Annotated in this window: 14 protein-coding genes, 2 pseudogenes and 1 riboswitch; of the genes and pseudogenes, 10 read left to right on the top strand and 6 right to left on the bottom strand. The window is 70.1% G+C overall.

The window, feature by feature from the left end:
- Positions 1–50: 50 nt before the first annotated feature.
- Entirely contained in the window at positions 51–1058 is a 1008-nt protein-coding gene (locus AC1DMN_RS14230; RefSeq protein ID WP_440732144.1) for an ABC transporter permease, read from the bottom strand.
- Between the two features lie 172 nt (positions 1059–1230).
- On the opposite strand from AC1DMN_RS14230, the gene AC1DMN_RS14225 reads away from it, so the two are divergent.
- Both AC1DMN_RS14225 and AC1DMN_RS14220 read left to right on the top strand, forming a co-directional pair.
- Positions 1231–2718: a chlorohydrolase family protein gene (locus tag AC1DMN_RS14225; protein ID WP_477230666.1), complete on the top strand. Its 1488-nt coding sequence runs from the start codon at positions 1231–1233 to the stop codon at positions 2716–2718.
- A complete protein-coding gene (locus AC1DMN_RS14220) occupies positions 2702–3367 on the top strand; it encodes a GntR family transcriptional regulator (protein ID WP_440732142.1) in 666 nt (221 codons plus the stop codon). Before AC1DMN_RS14225 ends, AC1DMN_RS14220 begins: the two co-directional genes overlap by 17 nt.
- A 55-nt stretch (positions 3368–3422) precedes the next feature.
- Here AC1DMN_RS14220 and AC1DMN_RS14215 read toward each other — a convergent pair whose 3' ends face one another.
- Positions 3423–4427, bottom strand: a complete 1005-nt coding sequence (locus AC1DMN_RS14215) for an isopenicillin N synthase family dioxygenase (protein WP_477230665.1) — start codon at positions 4425–4427, stop codon at positions 3423–3425.
- Positions 4428–4590: 163 nt separating this feature from the next.
- On the opposite strand from AC1DMN_RS14215, the gene efeU reads away from it, so the two are divergent.
- The 6 genes from efeU to AC1DMN_RS14185 all read left to right on the top strand — a co-directional run bounded on the left by efeU (position 4591) and on the right by AC1DMN_RS14185 (position 11591).
- A complete protein-coding gene (efeU, locus tag AC1DMN_RS14210) occupies positions 4591–5583 on the top strand; it encodes an iron uptake transporter permease EfeU (RefSeq protein WP_477230664.1) in 993 nt (330 codons plus the stop codon).
- Positions 5580–6812, top strand: a complete 1233-nt coding sequence (gene efeO / locus AC1DMN_RS14205; protein WP_477230663.1) for an iron uptake system protein EfeO — start codon at positions 5580–5582, stop codon at positions 6810–6812. The genes efeU and efeO overlap by 4 nt, the downstream gene beginning before the upstream one ends.
- Position 6813: 1 nt before the next feature.
- Positions 6814–8127 (top strand): iron uptake transporter deferrochelatase/peroxidase subunit, encoded by a 1314-nt coding sequence (efeB, locus tag AC1DMN_RS14200; RefSeq protein ID WP_477230662.1) that lies wholly within the window; start codon positions 6814–6816, stop codon positions 8125–8127.
- Positions 8128–8310: 183 nt separating this feature from the next.
- On the top strand, positions 8311–9525 hold the full coding sequence (locus AC1DMN_RS14195) for an LLM class flavin-dependent oxidoreductase (protein ID WP_477230846.1): 1215 nt from the start codon (positions 8311–8313) through the stop codon (positions 9523–9525).
- A gap of 1 nt (position 9526) precedes the next feature.
- Positions 9527–10171: an FMN reductase gene (locus tag AC1DMN_RS14190; RefSeq protein WP_440732137.1), complete on the top strand. Its 645-nt coding sequence runs from the start codon at positions 9527–9529 to the stop codon at positions 10169–10171.
- A 67-nt stretch (positions 10172–10238) separates the two neighbouring features.
- The gene (locus tag AC1DMN_RS14185) at positions 10239–11591 is read left to right on the top strand and encodes an FAD-binding oxidoreductase (protein WP_477230661.1); all 1353 of its coding nucleotides are present in this window, start codon (positions 10239–10241) and stop codon (positions 11589–11591) included.
- A gap of 94 nt (positions 11592–11685) precedes the next feature.
- Here AC1DMN_RS14185 and AC1DMN_RS14180 read toward each other — a convergent pair.
- The 3 genes and pseudogenes from AC1DMN_RS14180 to AC1DMN_RS14170 form a co-directional block, all read right to left on the bottom strand.
- Positions 11686–12126: pseudogene (locus AC1DMN_RS14180) on the bottom strand (6,7-dimethyl-8-ribityllumazine synthase); the annotation flags it as partial.
- A 7-nt stretch (positions 12127–12133) separates the two neighbouring features.
- Positions 12134–12278: riboswitch (FMN riboswitch) on the bottom strand.
- A 119-nt stretch (positions 12279–12397) separates the two neighbouring features.
- Positions 12398–13090 (bottom strand): response regulator, encoded by a 693-nt coding sequence (locus AC1DMN_RS14175; RefSeq protein ID WP_440732135.1) that lies wholly within the window; start codon positions 13088–13090, stop codon positions 12398–12400.
- Positions 13087–14382: an ATP-binding protein gene (locus tag AC1DMN_RS14170; RefSeq protein ID WP_477230660.1), complete on the bottom strand. Its 1296-nt coding sequence runs from the start codon at positions 14380–14382 to the stop codon at positions 13087–13089. The genes AC1DMN_RS14175 and AC1DMN_RS14170 overlap by 4 nt, the downstream gene beginning before the upstream one ends.
- 180 nt (positions 14383–14562) lie before the next feature.
- Between AC1DMN_RS14170 and AC1DMN_RS14165 the strand changes: the two genes are divergently transcribed.
- Together AC1DMN_RS14165 and AC1DMN_RS14160 are read left to right on the top strand one after the other, a co-directional pair.
- On the top strand, positions 14563–16011 hold the full coding sequence (locus tag AC1DMN_RS14165; RefSeq protein WP_440732133.1) for a cation:dicarboxylate symporter family transporter: 1449 nt from the start codon (positions 14563–14565) through the stop codon (positions 16009–16011).
- A gap of 110 nt (positions 16012–16121) precedes the next feature.
- Positions 16122–16607: pseudogene (locus tag AC1DMN_RS14160) on the top strand (SRPBCC family protein).
- 10 nt (positions 16608–16617) lie between these two features.
- Here AC1DMN_RS14160 and AC1DMN_RS14155 read toward each other — a convergent pair.
- The coding region (locus AC1DMN_RS14155) for an aggregation-promoting factor C-terminal-like domain-containing protein (protein WP_477384437.1) at positions 16618–17502 on the bottom strand (885 nt) is incomplete at its 5' end.

Below are 17502 nucleotides of genomic sequence, written 5' to 3'. Positions count from 1 at the left end.
GGACAGGGAAGTGCGTGGGGTGCGGGCGATCCCGGCAGACACGGTCGCGCTCAGCTGCGCGATGCCTTGGGATCGAGGGCGTCGCGGACCGCGTCGCCGAGCAGGTTGAAGGCGAGGACGGTGATCACGAGCGCGGTGCCGGGAACGATCAGGAACCAGGGGTCGACGAGGTACCAGTTACCCGACTGGGCTGCGTTGAGCATCTGGCCCCAGGACGGTGTCGGATCCTTGACGCCGACGCCGAGGAAGGAGAGCGCGGCCTCGGCCGAGATGTTGGTCGGGATCATCATCGTCGCGTACACGAGCACGACGCCGGACACGTTCGGGATCACCTGTGTGAAAAGGATGGTGCGCTTGGAGGCGCCGTAGGATCGCGCGGCCTCGATGTACTCCTGCTCGCGGATGCTGAGCACCTGCCCGCGCACGACGCGAGCGAGATACGCCCAGCCGAAGAAGCCGAGGATGATCACCAGCGAGGCGATCGGCACGAAGCTGCCCTGGCCGAGGGCGGTGCCGCGCAGCCGGGACTGCAGGATCGGGGTGAGCGAGAGCACCAGAAGCAGGTGCGGGAACGCGAGGAAGAGGTCGATCAGGCGGCTGATGACCATGTCCACCTTGCCGCCGAAGAAGCCGGCGGCGGCACCCATGATGGTGCCCAGGACGACGGAGACCAGCGTGGCCAGCAGCGCGATGGTGAGGGAGACCTGCGCGCCATACGCGAGGCGGGCGAAGAGGTCGCGGCCGAGACCCGGCTCCACGCCGAGCCAGTGCTCAGCCGAGGGGTACATGAACTGCGGCAGCGGCAGACCCGGGGTGTTGAAGTTGTCCAGCGTCTCCGGGCCGGTGTGCGTCGTGAACGGACTCTGTCCTTCGATCGCCGTGAGCAGCGGGGCCAGGAGCGCGAACAGCACGATCGCGATGACCACGCCGAATGACGCCAGCGCGATCCGGCTGCGGCGGATCCGCAACCAGGCGGTGCCCAGCAGGGAGCGGCCGGTCGCGATCTTCGGGGTGGTGAGGGCCTCGGTGGTCGGGACCGTCGTCAGCGTTTCCGTCACGATCTTCCTTGATGGTCGGGAAAGGGGGTCTTCGGAATTGTATACCAAGATGGACGAATTTGTATACCGACGATCGCGAGTTGACCGCCAACGGGCGAAGTGAGTTGTCTCCAGGAGGGCGAGTCGATAGGTTTTGGATACCAATTGCCCCGTTTCGAGGAAAGTAGAACTCGTGCGCACCCTGATCACCGCCGATCATGTCCTGGCCTTCGACGGCACCTCGCACACGGCGCTCCGCGACGGCGCCGTGCTGGTGGACGGCGACCGCATCGCCTTCGTGGGGTCGCGGGACGAGGCGCCGCGGGACGCCGAACGCACGCTGGAGCTCGGTGAGAGCCTGCTGATGCCGGGGCTGATCGACCTGGACGCGCTCACCGACATCGATCACCTCATCCTCGACTCCTGGTCGACGCCCGAGCACGCCCGTCGCCTGCAGTGGTCCGACGACTGGTTCGCACGTCGACAGCACGTGTTCAGCACCGCCCAGCGCCGGCGCACCAGGCAGATCGCGCTCGTGCAGCTCGCCCTGCACGGCATCACGAGCTACATGCCGATCGCCTCCGAGGTGCACTCCGCATGGGCGGAGAACGCAGATGACTTCCTCGCCATGGCGGATTTCTCCCGCACGCTCGGTTTGCGGGGCTTCCTCGGCCCCTCCTACCGCTCCGGGGTCAACGTGGTGCAGGACGGGCGGCGCGCGATCCTCTTCGACGAGACAGAGGGCGCGGCAGGGCTCGCCGACGCGATCCGATTCCATGACACGGTGCGATCCTGGGCGGATCCTCTTCTCACGCCGGTCTTCCTGCCCTGCCGCATCGAGACGCTGACGCCCGGGCTGCTGTCGGCGACCGCGGATGCGGCCAGGGAGCGCGGCGCCCTGGTGCGCCTGCATGCCCTCCAGGGCGATTTCGAGCGCGACTGGATCCTCGAGCAGCACGGATGCACGCCGCTCGAGCTGATCCGCCGCCAGGGACTGCTCGACGACCGCCTGATCATCCCGCACGGCGTCTTCCTCGACGTCAACCCCCGGGTGTGGGGCGAGGACCGCGGAGATCTCGCGACCCTCGTCGAGGCGGGGGTCTCGATCGTGCACTGCCCGCTCACCAATGCGCGCTATGGATCCGAGCTGGAGACGTTCGGCCGCTACAAGGAGGCCGGACTGAACATCTCGCTCGGCACGGACTCGTTCCCGCCCGATCTGATCCGCGGCATCGACACCGGCGTCTCCGTCGCGAAGGTGCAGAACCGCTCGCTTGCTGCCGGCGACCTGGCCGGTTATGTGGAGGCGGCGACGCTCGGCGGCGCGCGCGCGCTGCACCGGCCCGATCTCGGCCGCATCGCCGAAGGCGCCGCCGCCGACCTCACCGCGTTCCGGCTCTCCGACGTGCGCTTCGGTCCGATCGAGGACCCGCTGCGCAACCTCGTGCTGGCCGGGAGCGCTCGAGACGCGTGCCTTACGATGGTCGCGGGCAAGGTCGTGATGCGCGACGGCGCGATCGACGGGATCGATCTGGAAGCCGTCCGCGAGGACTCTCAGGTCCTGTTCGACATCATGCGCGCCGGCTACGACGAGCGCGACCACCTGGGTGGCGGCGGGCTGTTCCCGCCGGTGTTCCCGCTTGCGGGAGAGAAGAGGGCGGCTGATGGAGACCGGTCCTGAGTCGGAGGGCACCGCCCTCGCGCTCGCCGACCGCGTCTACCGCGATCTGCTCCGCGCGATCATCGACGGCGGGGTCGCGCCCGGTGCCTGGCTGAAGGAGCGCGAGCTCTCCGAGCGTTTCCAGGTGTCCCGTATCCCGGTGCGCCAGGCGCTGCAGCGGTTGGAAGCCGAGGGGTTCGTGATGACCTCGAGGCACCGCGGAGCCAACGTGACGCCGCTCACCCGCGCCGACATCCATGACCTGTTCGACACACGGCTCTGCTTCGAGCCGTTCGCCGCGCAGCGCGCCGCGGAGCGCGTGCACGCCGGGGTCGAGAGCATCGACCGGCTCCGAGCGCTGCATGAGGAGGCATCGGTCGGCGACGCGGCGGCGGCTCGCGCGGCGAGCCTCGAGTTCCATTCCGAGATCGTCCGGCTCAGCGGCAGTCGGCTGCTGCTGCGCAGCCTGGGTCCGCTCGTCGGCAGGATGGAGTGGGTGTTCCGGCTCACCCGCGAGGCGAGGGACAGCGAGCAGACGGACGAGCACGTCGAGCTCGTCGATTCGATCGCACACGGTCGCGGGCCCCTCGCGGCGGCGCAGATGTACGCGCACATCGAGATGAGCCGCGAGCCCGTCCTCGCGCAGCTGGACGGCGTGCTGGAGAACTGAGCGAGGGGCGTCGGGCCCGTGCGGTGCCGGCGCACCGCTGGGTCGTCGGCTGCGCTCAGGCGGGCGCTCCCACCAGATCCGCGTGGTGGATCGCCGCCACATCCGGATGTGCACGCAGGCGCGACTTCAACGCGTTCTCGCCGTAGAGCGCGTGGATCGGGTTGGACGGATCCTTGGTGACGCCTCGCGCCTGCGCGGCCAGCTCCGCCGGCAGATCGATCAGCGGCAGGCGCGCATCGAGTGCCGGGTTGAAGAAGAACGGGATCGAGATCCGCTCGTCCGGAGCCTGCGGCGACACCACCCGATGGTTGGTCGCCTTGAGGTAGCCGTCGGTCGCGTACTCGAGCAGCTCGCCGATGTTGACCACGAACGCTCCGTCGACCGGGGGAGCGTCGACCCAGGAGCCGTCGCGCTCGACCTGCAGACCTCCCTTGCCCGGCTCGACCCAGAGCAGCGTCAGCACACCCGAGTCCTTGTGGGCGCCGACACCCTGCTGGGGCTCGGGCTCGTGGGTGCCCGGGTAGCGGACGATCTTGATCAGCGTCGACGGATCCCCGAAGTTCTGCTCGAAGTACGTCTCCTCCGCGCCGAGCGCGAGCGCCCACGCCCGCAGCAGCTTGCGGGCCACGCCGGAGAGATGCTCATGCCATTCCGCGACGACCTCGCGCAGCTCGGGCTGGGCCTCAGGCCACAGGTTCGGCCCGATCAGGCGGTTGTAGCCGGGGCCGCCTTCGACGGCCTCGCGCTCCGGCCCGATGTCGATCTGCTCGCGCCAGTCCACGGCGCCCTGCGTGCGCTCGCCGCCGATCCTCGTGTACCCGCGGAAGTGCGGGCTCTTCACGTTCTCGATCGCGAGTTTTTCATCCTCCGGCAACGCGAAGAAGTCCTTCGCGGCCTGGTGCAGGCGACGTTCGAGCTCGGGGGTGACGCCCGTACCGGTCAGGTAGAAGAAGCCCACGTCGTGGGTCGCCGCGCGCAGGTCGTCACGGAATGCTGCGGCGGCCTCGGGACCCGCGTCGAGTCGGGACAGGTCAAGGATCGGGAGGTTCAGATCGGCCATGAGGCGAGGCTAGGACGGGCGCGGCGGGCGCTGGGCGATTGTTGCCGAGGATTACCGGGACGGATTTGTCACGGTTCTCGTGTCTGGAGACCGGAGAAGCGGATGCTAGAGTTTTTGAGGTAAGGCATCCCTTACTTCATGACTCTCCAGGAAACCGCCCCTCGTGCTCGCCACCTTCCTCATCGGCCTTCGTGAAGGCCTTGAAGCCGCGCTCGTCGTCGGCATCCTCGTCGCCTATCTGAAGCGCCTCGATCGCAAGGACGTGCTGCCGAGGATGTGGGCCGGTGTCGGGGCCGCGATCCTGCTCGCCCTCGTCATCGGCGCCGTGCTGACCTTCGGCGCCTACGCGCTGACGTTCCAGGGCCAGGAGATCATCGGCGGCACGCTGTCGCTGGTCACGGTCGGAATGGTCACGTGGATGATCTTCTGGATGCGCAAGGCGGGTCGCACCATGAAGGCCACGCTGCAGGGCGGCGTGGACCGCGCGCTCGAGGCGGGCACCGTGTGGGCGCTGGTGCTGGTCGGCTTCGTCTCCGTGGCTCGCGAGGGCGTGGAGACCACGTTGCTGCTGTGGTCCATGGTGCAGTCCTTCGGCGACGCCCCGTCGGCGATCCTCGGCGCAGTTCTCGGGCTCGTGGTCGCGATGCTCGCCGGCTGGCTGCTCGCCCGCGGCGCCGTGCGGCTCGACCTCGCTCGCTTCTTCACCTGGACCGGCGGCCTCCTGGTCATCATCGCGGCCGGCGTGCTCGCCTACGCGCTCAGCGACCTGCAGGAGGCCGGCGTCGTGCCCGGCCCGTCCACCGCGGCCGCGCCGCTCGACGCGGCCGGCGCGGTGCTCGTCGGCTGGGCGGGTGTGCCGTTCGGCTGGGCGTTCGACGTCACCGCCGCGATCCGCCCCGACAGCGCCCTCGCCGTGCTGCTGCAGGCCACGGTCGGCTTCATGCCGCGGATGAGCTGGCTCCAGGTCATCGCCTGGGTGCTGTACATCGCGATCGTCGGCACGCTGTTCGTGCGCGGGCTGCGCCGCACGGCGCCGGGCACGACCCGCTCCTCCTCCACGCCTGCCGTCGTCTCCGCCACGCCCGTCAAGACCGAGTCGGCGGCCACCCGTGCCGCAGCCACGACCGTCTCGCCCACTCCTGAAGGAGCCTCATGACCATCGCCCGCCGACCGATCGCCGTCCTCGGCGCCGTCGCTGCCCTCGGCCTCGCCCTCACCGGGTGCGTCGCCAAGTCCGACGTCGCCGCGAGCGGACGCCTGACCGTCGCGTCCACGGCGGACGCGTGCAGCGTCTCGGCCGGCACTGCGACCAGCGGAACGCTCGCCTTCGACGTGAGCAACAAGGGCGATGAGGTGACCGAGTTCTATCTGCTGGCCCATGACGGCGTGCGGATCGTCGGCGAGGTCGAGAACGTGGCGCCGGGCGCCTCGCGCACTCTCACCGTCGTCGCTCAGCCGGGCGAGTACTTCACGGTGTGCAAGCCGGGGATGATCGGTGCCGGTGTCGGCAAGGCCGCGTTCTCCGTCAGCGGCGAGAAGGTCGCGGAGACCGGCGGCGACGCCGCGCAGAAGCAGAAGGCGCTCACGCAGTACGCCTCGTACGTGAAGGATCAGGTCGACCAGCTCCTGCCAGCGGCGAAGACCTTCGCCGACGCGTACCGCGGCGGTGACGACGCGGCAGCGAAGGCCCAGTTCTCGACCGTGCGCGCCTACTACGAGCGCATCGAGCCCATCGCGGAGCAGCTGGGCACGCTCGACCCGCGCCTGGACTTCCGCGAGCTCGACGCCAAGGCTGAGGGCATCGACTGGACCGGCTTCCACCGCATCGAGAAGGACCTGTGGGCTCCGGCCGCGGGCGCGATGAACTCCGACGGCACCACCCCGGCGAACCTTGACTGGGCCCCCTCGACGCCTGCCGAGCGCGCGACCTTCGCCGACAAGCTCCTCGCCGACCTGCAGGAGCTCTACGACCACGTCCACTCCGACGCCTTCGTGAAGGACCTCGAGTCCAAGGGCATCGCCGGCATCTCCAACGGCGCGATCTCGCTCCTTGACGAGGTCGCCAACGGCAAGATCACGGGCGAGGAGGACTGGTGGTCCGGCACGGACCTCTCCGACTTCGCCGCGAACGTCGAGGGATCCAAGATGGCCTTCTCCGTCGTGCGCGAGTTCGCCGAGAGCAAGGGCTCCGAGGGCAAGAAGCTCGTGGAGCAGATCGATCGCGGATTCTCCGCGCTGGAGGCCGAACTCGCGGTGCACGGCTCGCTGAAGGACGGCTTCGCGGCGTACTCGACGGTCACCGAGACCCAGAAGCGCGACCTCACCGACCTGCTGAACGCGCTCGCCGAGCCGCTCTCCAAGCTCACCAGCACGATCCTCGGCTGACATGACGGTCCCTGAGTCCTCGGAAGGATCCGCTCGCCCCGCCGACGCGGTGCCGGAAGGGTCGTCGACCACCGACGCGCGCACCGGCATCAGCCGCCGCGGGCTGATCGGCTGGGCGCTCGGCAGCGGCGTCGCCGGCATCGCCGTCGGTGCCGGCGGTGCGGCGGCTGTCGCCGCGACTGGGGTGCTCGGCGGATCCGCTCCCGTCGACGAGTACGCGTTCGAGGGGGCTCACCAGGCCGGGATCACCACCCGCGTGCAGGAGCATCTGCACTTCGCGAGCTTCGACATGATGCCGCGTGCGAGCCGCGACGATCTCATCTCACTGCTGCAGGACTGGAGCTACGCCGCGTCCCGGCTGGCGAAGGGTCTCGATGTCAGCGCCTCGGGTGCCGTCGGGGGCTCCCCGGAGGCGCCGCCGGACGACACCGGCGAGGCGCAGGGGCTCACGGCGGCGGGCCTCACGATCACTTTCGGGCTCGGGCCGTCCCTCTTCCTCGCGGAGGGGGACAGGTTCGGCATCGCCGATCGGCGTCCGTCCGTGCTCGCCGATCTGCCGGCGTTCGTCGGCGACGCCCTCGATGCCGGCTATACGGGTGGTGACCTCTGCATCCAGGCCTGTGCCGACGATCCTCAGGTCGCGGTGCACGCCGTGCGCAACCTCAGCCGGATCGCGTTCGGCCGCGCCAGGCTGCGCTGGTCGCAGCTCGGCTTCGGTCGCACCTCGCGCACCGCCCCGGACCAGCAGACCCCGCGCAACCTCTTCGGATACAAAGACGGCACCGCGAACATCCTCGCCGACGACACCGAGGCCCTCGCCGAGCACGTCTGGGTATCGGAGAAGGACGAGCCCGCCTGGATGGCCGGAGGCTCGTATCTCGTCGCACGCAAGATCGCGATGCTCATCGAGACCTGGGACCGTCTGCGCTTGGCCGAGCAGGACCGCACCATCGGCCGGGCGAAGGGCAGCGGTGCGCCGCTGTCGGGTGGAGGCGAGTTCGCCGAGCCGTCGTTCCGTGGCGGTCGCATCGACGAGCATTCCCATGTGCGACTCGCGCACCCCACGGTCAACGACGGCATCCGCATCCTGCGCCGCGGCTACAACTACGTCGACGGCAACAACGAGCTGGGCCGTCTCGATGCAGGCCTGTTCTTCCTCTCCTACCAGCGCTCGCCGGAGCAGTTCGTCGCCCTCCAGAAGAGGCTGTCGACCGACCTCATGAGCGAGTACATCAAGCACATCGGATCCGGCATCTGGGCGATCCCGGCCGGGGCGCGCAAGGGCTCCTACGTCGGAGCCGAGTTGTTCGCCTGACCAGCGCGCCTCGAGACAGAGCGCTCGTCCTGCACCGGGCGGGCGCTCCTGCGTTCGCAGCCGCCCTGGCCGATCTCGTAGATCCCGGGAATACTTCTCGCAGGCGGGTGTTTCACCAGATATATTCAAGTGAATAGAAATCTGAAGGAGAGCGCAGTGAGCGAGTCGAGCACCTGGTCGGGCATGCAGTTCGGCCTCATGTCGGTCAGCGACATCACCCGGAACCCGGTGACGGGCGAGACGCCGAGCGAGCGCGAGCGGATCCAGAACACGCTCACGATCGCCAAGCACGCGGAAGAGGTCGGCCTCGACGTCTTCGCGATCGGCGAGCACCACAACCCGCCGTTCTGGTCGTCGAGCCCGACGACCTTCCTCGCGGCGCTCGCCGCGCAGACCGAGCGCCTTATCGTCTCGACCTCCACGACGCTCATCACGACGAACGACCCGGTGAAGATCGCCGAGGACTACGCGATGCTGCAGCACGTCTCCGGCGGTCGTATGGACCTCATGATGGGCCGCGGCAACACCGGCCCGGTCTACCCCTGGTTCGGCAAGGACATCCGTCAGGGCCTGCCGCTCGCGATCGAGAACTACGCCCTGCTGCACGAGTTGTGGACCAAGGACGTCGTGGACTGGGAGGGCAAGTTCCGCACCTCGCTGCAGGGCTTCACCTCCACCCCGCGCCCGCTCGACGGCGTCGCGCCGTTCGTCTGGCACGGCTCCATCCGCACGCCGGAGATCGCCGAGCAGGCCGCCTACTACGGCGACGGCTTCTTCGCGAACAACATCTTCTGGCCCAAGGAGCACTACCAGCGCCTCATCGAGCTGTACCGCCAGCGCTACGCGCACTACGGTCACGGCACGCCGGAGCAGGCGATCGTCGGCCTCGGCGGACAGGTGTTCATGCGGGCGAATTCGCAGGACGCGGTGGACGAGTTCCGTCCCTACTTCGACAACGCGCCGGTGTACGGCCACGGCCCGTCGATGGAGGACTTCACCGAGATGACGCCGCTCACGGTCGGCTCTCCGCAGCAGGTCATCGATCGCTATGCCGCGATGCGCGAGCACTACGGCGACTACCAGCGCCAGCTCTTCCTCATGGACCACGCGGGGCTCCCGCTCAAGGTCGTGCTCGAGCAGCTCGACATCCTGGGCGGCGAGGTCGTGCCGGTGCTCCGCAAGGAACTCGCGCAGAACCGCCCCGCCACCGTGCCGGACGCTCCGACCCACGCCGCCCGGGTCAAGGCCGTGTACGGCGACGGGCCGTCGCGCGAGGCGCGCCCCGGCGCGAACCGCGGTGACAACCTGACCGCCGGCTCGCCCTACCAGGACGGCGGCGCGGTTCCGGCCGCCGCCGGCTCCTCCTTCGGCGCAGCGGCCACGAAGGGGGCGAACTGAGATGGGCGCGCGTCGCATCGCGGTGATCTCCGCGGGGCTCAGCAACCCGTCCTCCACGCGGATGCTCGCCGACCGCCTCGCGGCGGAGACCGCGCACCGGCTCACCGAGCTCGGCTCCGAGGTCAGCGTCGACGTGATCGAGCTGCGCGATCTCGCGCACGACATCACGAACAATCTGCTCACGGGGTTCGCGCCGCCGGCGCTGGACTCGGCGATCAACACGGTGATCTCGGCCGACGGCATCATCGCCGTGACGCCGATCTTCTCGACGAGTTACTCCGGTCTGTTCAAGTCGTTCATCGACGTGCTGGATCCGGATGCGCTCACCGGCAAGCCCGTCCTGATCGGCGCGAACGCGGGCACCGCACGGCACTCGCTCGCGATCGACTACGCGATCCGTCCGCTGTTCACCTACCTGCACGCCGAGCCGGTGCCCACCGGGGTGTTCGCGGCGTCGAGCGACTGGGGTGCGAAGGCCGACGAGGTCGCGCCGCTCAGCACGCGCGTCGAGCGCGGGGCGCGCGAGCTCGCCGAGGCGATGGCCCGCCGGGAGCCGGCGGCCGACAAGGATCCGTTCGACCCGGGCAACTACCTCGGCGAAGGCCGCTCCTTCGGTCATCTGCTCGGAGGCCTCGCGGGGGAGTAGGCCGGCTTCAGAGCATCGGGGCGTGACACCGCCGACGAATGTCCGTGGGACATCGTACGGTGGCGTCATGCCCCTTCTCACTGCGTTCGATGCCCTTCTCAGCGAGCTCGACGGCTCCCTCCTGCGCGCCGGAGACGATGGATTCGATGCGGCTCGTCGCCCATGGAACCTCTCGATAGACCAGCTTCCGGCCGCGGTGGCGACGCCTGCCGGTCTCGATGATCTGCGCAGGATCCTCGCCGCCGCGCGCGAGGCGGGAACGCCGATCGCCGTGCAGCCCAGCGGGCATGGCGCCTCCGGGGACCTGGCCGGGGCCGTGATCGTCCGGACGGCGGCGTTCGACCGGCTCGACATCGACCTCGAGGCCGGCGTCGTGGTGGTCGGCAGCGGCGTGCGCTGGGGTGCGGTGGTGGACGCCCTGGAAGGCACCGGCTGGGCGGCCCCCGCGGGCACGAGCCCCGTCGTCTCGGTCGCCGGGTACACGCTCGGCGGCGGACACTCCTGGTTCAGCCGCACCGCCGGACTCGGCTCCGACAACCTGCGCGCGGCGTGGGTGCTGCGGTCCGACGGCACGCACGAGCGCGTCGACGACGACAGCGACCGCGAGGCCATGTGGGCGCTCCGCGGCGCCGGCGGCGTGGTCGGCATCGTGACCGCGCTCGAGATCGACCTCGTTCGTGCTCCGGAGCAGTGGGGCGCCTCTCTGACGTTCGATGCGGCGGACTCCGCTGCCGTGATCCGCGCCGTGCGGGACCTCGCCGCGTCCGCGCCGGCGACGCTCAACGTGTTCACGAACTCGATGCGGATGCCGGATGCGCCGATGCTGCCCGAGGAGATCCGCGGAAAGAGCTTCGTGACGGTGCAGGCCCTGTCCTCCCATGGTGCGGCAGACGCGTTCCTGGAGGGCGTGCGCCGGGCCGGCGCCGTCCAGCGCGAGACCTCAGGCCCCACCTCGCCCGCCGCGCTCGCGGCGGCATCGGGTGAGCCGACGGATCCGACCGCGGGCCGGGGCGCCTCCCTCGCCCTCGACCGGCTCGACGATGCCACGATCGACGCGTTGGTGCAGTTCCGCCAGGCGCCCGAGCAGTCGCCGATCGTCGGAATCGATCTGCGCATGCTGGGGGGCGCCCTCGACGCACCACGGCGGTCCGGCTTCGCCTCTCTGGCCTCGGCGTCATGGCTTCTGCATGCGCTCGTGCCGAACTTCCCGGGCGCGCCGGCCGAGCCCGGCGACGCGAGCATCGCGGGCCTCCTCGAACTGCTCGCCCCGGTCGCGGCTGACCGGACGGTGCCGACCTTCCTCACGCCCGGTCAGACGCTCGAGCGGTGCGCCACGGCGGCCGACCTCGATCGGCTCCGGGCGATCCGAGCGAGCGCGGATCCTGACGGCGTGCTGCACAAGGGACGCCTGCCGCGCTGAGGTCCACTGTGCAGCGCAGCGGCGTCGGCCACGGCCGGGGCCTCGGCGCGCACGCCGACCCGCGTCGGGCCCCGGTGCGGGCGTCGAGCGGTCGTCAGTCGATCGCGGCGAGGCTCTGCACCGTGGCCGAGGCGGCCTCGGCGAGCTCACGGCCCTTCACGGAGAAGTGGCGACGGAAGTAGTCCTGGTGCTCGTCGTGCTCGTGGAAATTGTGCGGCGTGAGCACAGCGGAGAACACCGGGACGTCCGTTTCCAGTTGCACGCGCATGAGGGCGTCGACGACGGATCCGGCGACGAAATCGTGCCGGTAGATCCCGCCGTCCACGACGAGAGCGCTCGCGGCGATGCCCTGGTAGCGCCCTGTGCGTGCGAGACGCTTCGCGTGCAGGGGGATCTCGAACGCGCCGGGGACACGGAACACGTCGACCTCGTCGAAGCCCAGCTCCGCGAGACGTTCGACGAATGCGGAGACCGTCTGTTCGACGATCTCGGCGTGCCACTGCGCGGCGACGATGGCGATTCTGGGCATGGTGGACTGCTCCTTCTGTCCTCTCTCATCCGGACTGTGACCGTCGGCTCCGGAATCGCACCGGATCGGCGGTCCCCGCCATGGGGACCGTTCGCGGGCTCGCGCGGACATGCCGCGACACCGCCGGTGGGGACTTGCACCCCGCCCTGAGGACACGACGACGCTATCACCGCGGGACGCGCCACCAGGACCCCCGCATCTCCGCGGCAGGACCTGGCGGCCGGGACCTGGCCGGCCGCGGTCGCGGCTCGAATGCCGAGCGGCGATCCACCGGGCCTCAGCGCGGCGCGGTGGCGTCCCCGGCCAGGCGGTACGCCGTCTCGGGCCGGCCCGGCGTGCCGTAGCGCGGGGCGCGGATCGCGACCTGCTGCGCGACGAGGTGCTCCAGGTATCGGCGCGCAGTGACCCTGGAGACGCCGACGAGAGGTGCGGCCTCGCCGGCCGAGAGGTCGCCGTGCGCGCGCAGCACTGCGGTGACGGCGTGCAGCGTCTCGGCGGCGAGCCCCTTCGGCAGGGCGATCGTGCCGGTCGCTGGACCTCCGATGAGGGCGTCGATCTCCTCCTGGCTGGCGGCACCGGCGAGACCGGCCGCGCGTTCGTGACGATCGCGGAACTGCTGCAGACGCTCGCGGAAGACCGCGAACGGGAAGGGCTTGAGCAGGTACTGCGCCACACCGAGCGCCGACATCCGCCGCACAGCCTCGACATCACGCACGCTGGTCACGGCGATCACCTCGATCGCACTGCCGGCACCGCGGATGCGGCGCAGCACGTCGATGCCTGATCCGTCCGGCATCGTGAGATCCAGCAGGACCAGGTCGATCCGCCCCGCGTCCGCGGAGAGGGCGTTGAGCGCCGCCCGCACGCCGGTGCACTCTCCGACGACCTCGAACCCATCGAGCCGGGCGATGTAGGCCGCGTGGAGCTCGAGTGTGAGCGGGTCGTCGTCGACGAGCAGCACTCCGATCATGCGGTTCTCCCTTCACGTCCGATGCCGGGCAGCGTCACACGGAATGCCGTGGGCTCGGTGGAGAGCTCGACGCTTCCGCCCGCGGCCGTCACGATGTCCCGGACGAGAGCGAGCCCCACTCCGCGCCCCGAGCGCTCGCTGGGCTTGGTGGAGAAGCCGTGCTCGAAGATCCGTTCCCGGAGCTCGACCGGGATGCCGGGACCTCCGTCCGAGACGGTGATCGCGACGGCTCCGCCGTCGGCGGCGGCCACGTCGACACGCACCCAGCGGTCGGCGCCGGACTCCGCCTGAGACGCGGCGTCGAGGGCGTTGTCGATGAGATTGCCGACGAGGGCGACCGCGTCGACGGGGGTCAGATCCGCGCGCGGCGCCGCCGGATCCACGTGCACGTGCCAGCGCACGCCGCGCTCCTTCGCCTGCGAGGCCTTGCCCAGCAGGAGTGCGCCGAGCGTCGGATCCCCATCCCGCAGCGTCATCTGATCGATCACGGACTGGCTCTGCGCGGAGGTTTCCGACAGCAGGGCGATCGCCTCCTCGCGTCGGTCGAGTTCCAGGAGCGACAACGCCGTGTGCAGGCGGTTGCCGTGCTCGTGCGTCTGTGCGCGCAGCGCCTCGCCGAGTGTGCGCACCGACTCGTAGCCGGCCACCGCCTCCCGCACGTCGCGGGCGTCGAGATCGCCGGTGATGCGCCGTGTCGCGAGCCGCGCGAACACGGCGCCCAGCGCGCCGAGCGCGACGACGGCCAGGGTGAGGAGCAGGATCACCGGCAGGCGTCGCAGCAGGGCGCCGCCCAGCGACTCCACGGTCACCCCTGCCGACACCCAGCCGACGACCGTCCCTGCGGCGTCGCGGACGGGAGCGATGGTGCGCACGGACGGGCCGAGGGTTCCCGTGTACTGCTCGGTGAGGGCGCGGTCGTCGCGGGGGATCGTGCCGATGTAGTGCCCGCCGACCTGCGCCGGATCCGGGTGCGTGAGCCGCACGCCGTGTCCGTCCATGACGGTGATGAAGTCCAGCCCCGCGCCCGTGCGCACGGACTCGACGTAGCTGCGCAGGTCCGCCTCCGCGGCGGAACGGTCCGTCGCGGTCACGGCCGTTTCGATCTCCGGGGCGACGGAGAGCGCCCGCGCGATCGCGGCCGTGACGTGCTCGGCCTCCTGCCGTGCCGAGGTCTGCGCCTCCCAGGTGAGGAACGCGCCGATCGCCACGCCGATCAGCAGCACGGATCCGATCAGCAGCGCGAACACGCGCGAAGCCGCACTGCGCACGCCGCCGCGTCTTGTCGTCGCCATCGCCGATCCGGACCTCCTCAGACAGTATGCGCGAGTCGCGGCGCGCAGTGCGGCCTGCTCAGATTTCGCCCCGGTTTCAATACGAACAGAACTCGCCGCCGGGCGTCGTCGCTGCGCACCATGGTCGACACGGCCCGCCCGACGTGGTGCGGGCGTCCTGTTCACTCAGCGGAGGCGATGATGGCTCTCACCGAAGGTTTCAGACTCCCGCGGCACGACTGGCGCCGCGGCAAGAACTCCTGGGACAAGCACACCTGGCTCTACTTGTCCGTACTCGTGGCGGTCGGCCTCGGAATAGCGGTGGGACTCCTGTTCCCGCAGTTCGCACAGGGCCTCGAGCCCATCGGCAAGGGGTTCGTGAGCCTCATCAAGATGATGATCGCGCCGATCATCTTCTGCACGATCGTGATCGGCGTCGGATCGATCGCCAAGGCGGCGACGGTCGGCAAGATCGGCGGACTCGCGCTGATCTACTTCATGGTCATGTCGACCTTCGCCCTCGCGATCGGCCTGATCGTCGGCAACATCATCCACCCGGGTGAGGGTCTGCACATGGCCGGCGCGACCTACGAGGCGGCCACGACCGAGGCCAAGACGACGCAGGACTTCATCCTCGGCATCATCCCCGCCACGTTCTTCGGCGCCTTCACCGGCGAGAGCGTGCTGCAGGTGCTCTTCATCGCGCTCCTCGTCGGTTTCGCGCTGCAGGGGCTCGGGGATCGAGGCGCGCCCATCATGGGAGCGATCAAGCACCTGCAGACGCTCGTGTTCCGCGTGCTCGGAATGATCCTGTGGCTCGCCCCCCTCGGTGCGTTCGGCGCGATCGCGGCAGTGGTCGGCAAGACCGGCGTCGCGGCGATCTGGAGCCTCGGGATCCTCCTCGGCGCGTTCTACCTGACCTGCATCGTGTTCATCGTCGTGGTGCTCGGCGGGATCCTGAAGCTCGTCGCCGGGGTGAACATCTTCCAGCTGATGAAGTACCTCGGGCGTGAGTACCTGCTGATCGTCGGGACGTCCTCGTCGGAATCGGCACTGCCTCGGCTGATCGCGAAGATGGAGCATCTGGGTGTGGCCAAGCCCGTGGTGGGCATCACCGTGCCGACCGGCTACTCCTTCAACCTCGACGGCACCGCGATCTACCTGACCATGGCGTCACTGTTCATCGCGACCGGTCTGGGGCAGCCGATGTCCATCCCGGAGCAGATCGGCCTGCTCGTGTTCATGATCATCGCGAGCAAGGGCGCGGCCGGCGTCACCGGCGCCGGACTCGCGACCCTCGCCGGTGGCCTGCAGGCCTACCGTCCCGATCTCGTGAACGGGGTCGGAGTGATCGTGGGGATCGACCGTTTCATGTCTGAAGGGCGCGCGCTGACCAACTTCACGGGGAACGCCGTCGCCACGATCCTCATCGGCACCTGGACGAAGCAGATCGATGCGGAGCAGGTGCGTCAGGTGCTCTCCGGCGCACGGCCGTTCGACGAGTCGCTGCTGGACGGCGTGGGGCACGACGGGCAGCCGGCCGTGCAGGACGGAGCCGAGCCTGTCAGCACCGAGACGCTCGGGCACGCGGCGGTCGAGGAGATGGCCGCGAAGCAGCAGCGGGCGCGGGCCCGCGCCGAGCGCGGCTGACCCGAATCGGCGGGATCGAGCCGGGGCAGGGCGCGCAGACGACGGCTCCCCGCCTCGGCTCGTCGGCCGTTGCAGCCTCTCGTCGCGACCAGGGGCGATAGCGTCGGAGCATGCCCGTCGTCCAGGCCGTCGTCGTCGTCCCCATCCCGCCCGTGCTCGCGTACGCGGTTTCGCAGACCACAGGAGAGGTGCGGCGCCGCTGGGATGGCTTCATCCGCGCGCAGCACTTCCTTGATGGCGCGACGACGCCGGCCAAGGGCGTGCGCACGTTCACCCGGCAGCGATTCGGGCTGTCGATGATCACCCACTAAGTCTCGTACGCGCCGCCGACGAACGTCGGGATGGTGATGGAGAAGGGCCCGTGGTTCTTCCGCACGCTCGGTGCGGGGTGGCGCTTCGAACCCGTAGACGGAGGCACGCGCGCGGTCTGGAAATACAACTTCACCTGCCGCCCGACCTGGCTCGCACCGGTCGCGGAGCGGATCGGGACCGTCGTTCTCGGGTATGAGGTCCGCCGCAGGATCGCCGGCTTCGCGCGCGGCTGTGCGGATCCGGTCGTGCTCGAAGCCGCGGGTGCAACGCTCGCCGAGAGCTGAACCAGGCCGGTCAGTACCAGTTGTTCGACACCTCGTGCGCCCAGGCTCCGCAGGGGGATCCGTAGCGGTCCTGGATGTAGCTGAGGCCCCAGTCGATCTGGGTGTTCCCGTTGGTGCGCCAGTCCGCCCCCGCCGCCGCGAGCTTGTCAGCCGGGAGAGCCTGCGGGATCCCGTAGGCCCCGCTGTCCGGGTTCAGGGCATCCGCCCGCCAGCTCGACTCCTGCATCCACAGCCGGTACAGGCACGGGAACTGATCCTGGCCCCAGCCGTAATTGCCGAGCTGCCCGGCGGCATACGCCTGGGCTCCGGCCGGATCGACGTTCACGCCGTCACCGCCGAGCCCGTCCCAGCCTCCGCCGCTTCCGCCCCCGGACCCCGCGGCAGCGGCCGCTTCGGCGGCTGCGGCCTGCTCCCGTTCCTGCTCGGCGACCTGCTGGCCGATCCGATAGCGTCGCTCCACGTCGGCCGTGGTGTTCTTCAGGGCGGCCAGCTGCGAGTACAACGTGGTGACGTGGCCCTGCAGATCGGCGACGGCGGCGGCTTCCGCGTCGGCGGCGGCTTTCGCCTTCTGCGCCGCGTCCTCGGCAGAGGTCGCGAGGGCGTCCCTGGCCGCGCGGGCGACCTGCGCCTGATCCTGCAGCGACGTGGCGACGCCCTGCACGGTGATCGCGCGTTCGCCGAGCTTCGCCCAGGTCGCGTCGAGCTGCTGCAGTGCGCCGAGGCGCGTGAGCAGCTCGTCCGGATCCGCCGAGGTGAAGAGCCGCACGGTGAGGGGCGACGCGGTCTCGGCACGCGCGCGGGCGGCGATCAGCGAACCGACTTGCTCGTGCGTCTGCTGCACGGTCTGCTCGGCTGCCGCGGCCTGCACGCCCAGCTCGTCCGCCCGGTGCGCGGC

The sequence above is a fragment of the Microbacterium sp. 01T413_2 genome, from assembly GCF_056398985.1.
The sequence above is the reverse complement of the archived record's forward strand: the minus strand, read 5'-3'. Positions and strand labels throughout refer to the sequence as shown.